Origin of the sequence: Pseudoalteromonas sp. Z1A8, from assembly GCF_011378855.1 — a bacterium.
GTDB lineage: Bacteria > Pseudomonadota > Gammaproteobacteria > Enterobacterales > Alteromonadaceae > Pseudoalteromonas.
Genome location: NZ_WTLB01000099.1, coordinates 1 through 4,810, shown reverse-complemented (window position 1 = coordinate 4,810; position 4,810 = coordinate 1). Strand labels below are relative to the sequence as shown.

The following is a 4,810-nucleotide window of genomic DNA, read 5'->3' as shown; positions in this document are numbered from 1 at the left end:
ATGATTACTCATTACGGCATAAGCACATACATCAATACAAAATACCTTCGCTAATTCAAGCAGCTTATCTTCAACCCACCCTCTACGATGCTCGTAAGACTTCCCAGTAAAGTGGTCTTCACCACACAAAAATGCTCGACGAACACACCGTGAAATACAATGGTAGTATTTTGTATCAACCAAACTTACTTGACGCTTTCTTGCAATCGCCATAAGACACCCTGCTCGTTTTTTGCACTAAATAAAGGCTAACCTCTAACTTCGAAAAGTGCAAAATTTAGTATGCGTGTCTTGTTAATTTCTATGCGCCTGTTAGGTGCAAATTTTAATACTGCCCTTTTAGCCATCTTTTTGCTGTGATTTTTTCAAGCTTTCGTCTGTACTTTTTTGGTGAAAACTCTTCTACAATACCATTCATAACATCGAAAATATCTGCTGATATAATTGCTCCAATAGCATGAATTGTTTCATGCCTATTCAAGCCTTGTCTCATAAGTCTTGCGAAAGTTTCTGGTATTAATTTAACCTTCATAGCTAATTGATTTTCAACTATTACATGTATTGATGAATGTACACTTAAAGCGTCCTCGGTTAATTCGTGATCTAAACCAATATGGAAATCATGAACTAATTCAATTCTTGTAGCTTCATCTAGGGCTAACCAGTTTTCGGGTTCTACTGCTTTATTGGGATTATATGTATCCATGTTGCCTCGAATGCATGAGTTGTCTTTGCACCTAACGAGCCTATAGATTAACTCGTTTTTTATTTGTTTTTATTGATAAATAAACCATAGCTGAGTTCCTATTTTGATTCAATTGATTACTGTATTTTTACGCAGAATATAAAGAAGTGTTTGCTGTTGGTTTTAATTGGAGTTTTGGAAAGGATTACTGGTGTTTATGTGCAAAATTTAGGTTGGGTGTCTTTGTTATTTCGTTCGCATGATTAATGCATTTATAATAATGCACTCTTCATACTGTTTTTGTTGGCTTTTCTTGTAATGATTAGGATGGGTGTCATCCTCAAAATTTAGTGTGGGTGTCTTGTTTATTGTTACTCCCAACTTTTTGAAGGAGCTAAAAGTCTTATATACTTTTTTGCGTCTTTCAATATCAGTGGCCTTAATATTTTAATTAATACTATTTAAATTAACTTAAAAATACATCATATCAGTTTTATTTTTTAATTTACTAACTACAAATTTGAAGGAAAGCTAAAAATTAAAAAATAAAGTGTAGGAATTTTTGCGAGAAATGAAATTATAATTATAATTATAAAAAATAAATTAATTATAGATAAATAATATAGTTACTTGATAACTATAACTCATGCCTACTCGTTATAGTTTCGACAAATAGGTTGGTACTCACCTGGCAGGCAACTTTGAGCTCACAGCGATAACCGGACACTAAAGAAGTTAAAGTTATTCCTATTTTGATGAGTAGGATCCTAACTTTGTTAGATAACATTATTAACTGCCGTGTTGGTGTTTTATGAAGCACAAAATGGTTAGATATATACGAGGATACAATGAGTAAAACTAAATTTGGAAGCATTTGTGAAGACTTCGTTGGGGAGTTACTTTCAGTAAAAACAGGATTAGATGTCTCAAATCTCAATGAAATAAAAATGAACCACCCTACTACTGATTTGGTCATGACCGATTCAAATACTGGAGATGAATATGAGGTTTCAGTCAAAGCCAAAAAAGGTAAAGTATGGCCTGCTGTAAAAGGTATAAATAAAGAGAATCAATACATTGTTTTTGTTGACCTTTATATGGTCGAATCACCTATATTTTATGTACTGAATAATGCACAATGGCGTATTGTGTTAGAAACAATTCAACCGCATAGAGATAGTGGTGCTGAAATTATAAATGGTGCATTGGAGTGGAACTGGGTTAAAGATGGTAAAAATAAGAAGTTCAGAGGGAGCCAACTTAATGCTAAAGATATTTCAGACTATATAAATAACTGGGCCATATTACCAGGAGTTGAAAATGCCTAATAAAAGTGACAAAAGGACTGTTGACTTCTGCTCCTTCTACGCTATTTTAGCAAACAATTTTTGCCTGTAAATCAGGCATTACTACCGTCTATTCATAGCGTGTGTGGAACTCTCAAATTAGACAGTTCTAAGTTGATTGCCGCAGAATAATTGTACGCTCTAATTTTTTCATTTCCTCACCCAAATTATTAAAATTATATTTATTACTAGCAATAAGTTACGCTATTTGCGACTAATGAAAAATCATAAAACACGTAACTTTTGCCGTAAGATAGTGAGCATCATCTGATAAAGCCGCTATTTCATAAGGAGTCAGAATAATGTTAGATCGCTTAGATGAATTTTATGCCCAATACTTCGAAAAAAATAGTGGTGACACTTGGAAGTATATTCAAACTGGAAAAGCCGTTGTTTCACCGAATAAAGATACGGTGAGGTTCAATCTAAGAAAATTAGATGGCTCAGAAGATATAGAGGAGTTTACAACCGTAATTAATATCGAAGATGGTGAATATTTCATTAAGTCAGACTATTATCAAGAACCTTCAGATTGGTATAAGTTGAAAGTTACTCAAAGAGATGCGGAAGTTATATTTGAGGAAGAAGATGATGAGGGTAAATTCACTGTTTTTGCCGAAATCACACAATAAGGTATTAATGCAAATTTAGTGTGGGTGTCTTGTTTATTGTTAACAGCGGGTTACGTTTTCTAAATTGATTATCCGCAATGTAGGTATCGAACCCGCTTTGCGCCATAAATTCAAGATTTACTTCGCTGTTAAACCCACTGTCTGCGGTGAACTTAATCGTGTGCTCGTCTTTGGATTTGTCAGTGTTCAATTTATCAAGCTGCTGCTTTAATTGCTTAACAGCTGGCTGTAGGGTTTGTTGCTCACCCACTGAGCCCCACGCTTGAGCTTGCAGTATAATTTGGTGTTTATCGTCATTAATCGCGATGCCGTTGTAGCCTTGAATTGTCCCTTTTGAGGTCGTCATCTTCGCGCTATCAGGGTCAGTGATATTACTTTTAACAGGCTTGCCCTTACTGCCTGTTTTTTCTTTGTGAGTGGCTAAGAACTCGGTAATTTTATCTGCACTTCTATCCAGCTTTTCTTTTTGTTTTAAGTCCTGAGTTATCAACTCTTCGCCCAGTCCATCTTGTGATTGGTGGCGTTCAATAATACGCTTGCTTGCGCGCTCTAGTTTTGCTTTTTTTCGACCTAACTCATCGAATGTGCCGCTCCATTCTTTACTCGCATTGGACTTTAATTTACACCCATCAATGGCAAACATGTTGCAACCTATCAAGCCTTCTTCATCACATATCATCAGCACTTGCGTAAAAAGCGGCTCAATCTGTTCATGCATTTTAGCCACAAAACCGGCTATTGATGTGTAATGCGGCTGGATATCACCCGACACACTCATAAATAAAATGTTCGTCTCACACGCTTTAGCAATTCGGCGACTACTGATCAAACCATGTGCGTAACCCAGTAAAATAATCTTTAGCATTACCGAAGGCGGATACGCCGCCGCGCCCGTTTTATCGTTGTTATACCACGCGTCAAATCCCGATAAATCGAGTTTATTTTCGACGATATAACAAAGAGCATATTCAAATGTGCCAGGCAAAATTTGCTCAGCGAAATTGATAGGAATGAATTTATTTTGACAGGATAAGTCAGGCTTGTAGTTAGCCATAACAGTTTACCGTGAGTGAATAATAACTATTAGATCACAGCGAACTGATGGATTCAAGGTTAAAAAGCAATCAACCAAGAATAGTTGGATACGTTCCTAAAAAGAGTAATTCTACAGCCTCAACGCCGCAATAAAGGGCGCGCGTCTCTTTGCGCGTCCAGCCCACGTTTCTTTGTGGGCGATCTTTGATTGCTTTGTTATATTTTAAGTTTTATAGTAAGACCTAATTAGCGACCACTTTATCGTACTGGTGAATTTATGACAACACGAATTTTAACTGAAATGGCTGCAAGCATAAGCGAGCTTAAAGCAAATCCAATGAGAGTGGCACTCAGCGGTAACGGTGAGCCAATAGCTGTACTGAATAGAAATGAGCCTGCATTTTATTGTATACCTGCTGAAGCCTACGAATACTTAATGGATAGGATTGAAGACCTCGAGCTTATTACACTTGCTGAGAAACGGAAAAGTGAAGAAAGTGTAAAGGTTAATTTGAATGACCTATGAGCTAGAGTTTAAAAAGTCTGCCCTGAAAGAGTGGAATAAACTAGGCGCTACGGTAAAAGAACAATTTAAGAAAAAGCTAGCCGCAGTTTTAGAGAGTCCAAAAATTAAAAGCGCCAAACTGTCAGGGGCAAACGAACTTTATAAAATTAAGCTAAGGCAGGCTGGATATAGATTAGTTTATGAAGTTAATGATGAAATAGTAACAGTTACCGTGATATCTGTTGGAAAACGAGAGCGCGGAGCTGCTTATAAGAAGGCGATGAAGCGGGCTAATTGAAAATATAACGAGCCTGTAGATTAACTCGTTTTTTATTTGTTTTTATTGATAAACAAACCATAGCTGAGTTCCTATTTTGGTTCAATCGATTACTGTATTTTTACGCAGCATATAAAGAAGTGTTTGGTGTTGTTTAAATTGGCGTTTTGGAAGGGATTACAGGTGTCTGAGTGGCTTATTTGAGGTTAAAAGGGCTTCCCCTTCTTAATGCATCGTGTTTTGCAGCTTTTCTATATTATGAACAAGGCAATACAGTTGCCATTGCGTATTAACTTTCGTTTGACCCCGTAAGGTCAATTTATTCATGCC

The 4,810-nt window shown here is 36.4% G+C and carries 7 protein-coding genes and 1 pseudogene; 4 read left to right on the top strand and 4 right to left on the bottom strand.

Annotated elements, in window-relative coordinates; all coding sequences use genetic code 11:
* Positions 1–213: pseudogene (locus GQR55_RS19630) on the bottom strand (Mobile element protein); the annotation flags it as partial.
* Between the two features lie 112 nt (positions 214–325).
* On the bottom strand, positions 326–706 hold the full coding sequence (locus GQR55_RS19625) for a hypothetical protein (protein ID WP_166421921.1): 381 nt from the start codon (positions 704–706) through the stop codon (positions 326–328).
* Between the two features lie 827 nt (positions 707–1,533).
* Here GQR55_RS19625 and GQR55_RS19620 point away from each other — a divergent pair.
* Complete coding sequence (locus tag GQR55_RS19620; protein WP_166421920.1) at positions 1,534–2,013, top strand: hypothetical protein; 480 nt, start codon at positions 1,534–1,536, stop codon at positions 2,011–2,013.
* Between the two features lie 320 nt (positions 2,014–2,333).
* Positions 2,334–2,663 carry a hypothetical protein gene (locus GQR55_RS19615; protein WP_166421919.1) on the top strand — a complete coding sequence of 110 codons (330 nt, stop codon included), beginning with the start codon at positions 2,334–2,336 and terminating at the stop codon, positions 2,661–2,663.
* A gap of 4 nt (positions 2,664–2,667) precedes the next feature.
* Here GQR55_RS19615 and GQR55_RS19610 read toward each other — a convergent pair whose 3' ends face one another.
* Complete coding sequence (locus GQR55_RS19610) at positions 2,668–3,717, bottom strand: transposase (protein WP_166421918.1); 1,050 nt, start codon at positions 3,715–3,717, stop codon at positions 2,668–2,670.
* A 258-nt stretch (positions 3,718–3,975) separates the two neighbouring features.
* Here GQR55_RS19610 and GQR55_RS19605 point away from each other — a divergent pair, with 258 nt between their 5' ends.
* Both GQR55_RS19605 and GQR55_RS19600 read left to right on the top strand, forming a co-directional pair.
* The gene (locus GQR55_RS19605; protein ID WP_166421917.1) at positions 3,976–4,224 is read left to right on the top strand and encodes a type II toxin-antitoxin system Phd/YefM family antitoxin; all 249 of its coding nucleotides are present in this window, start codon (positions 3,976–3,978) and stop codon (positions 4,222–4,224) included.
* On the top strand, positions 4,214–4,501 hold the full coding sequence (locus tag GQR55_RS19600; protein WP_166421916.1) for a type II toxin-antitoxin system RelE/ParE family toxin: 288 nt from the start codon (positions 4,214–4,216) through the stop codon (positions 4,499–4,501). The genes GQR55_RS19605 and GQR55_RS19600 overlap by 11 nt, the downstream gene beginning before the upstream one ends.
* A gap of 204 nt (positions 4,502–4,705) precedes the next feature.
* Here the strand turns inward: GQR55_RS19600 and GQR55_RS19595 are convergent, their stop codons facing one another.
* On the bottom strand, positions 4,706–4,807 hold the full coding sequence (locus GQR55_RS19595) for a transposase (RefSeq protein ID WP_240916932.1): 102 nt from the start codon (positions 4,805–4,807) through the stop codon (positions 4,706–4,708).
* Between the last annotated feature and the right edge of the window lie 3 nt (positions 4,808–4,810).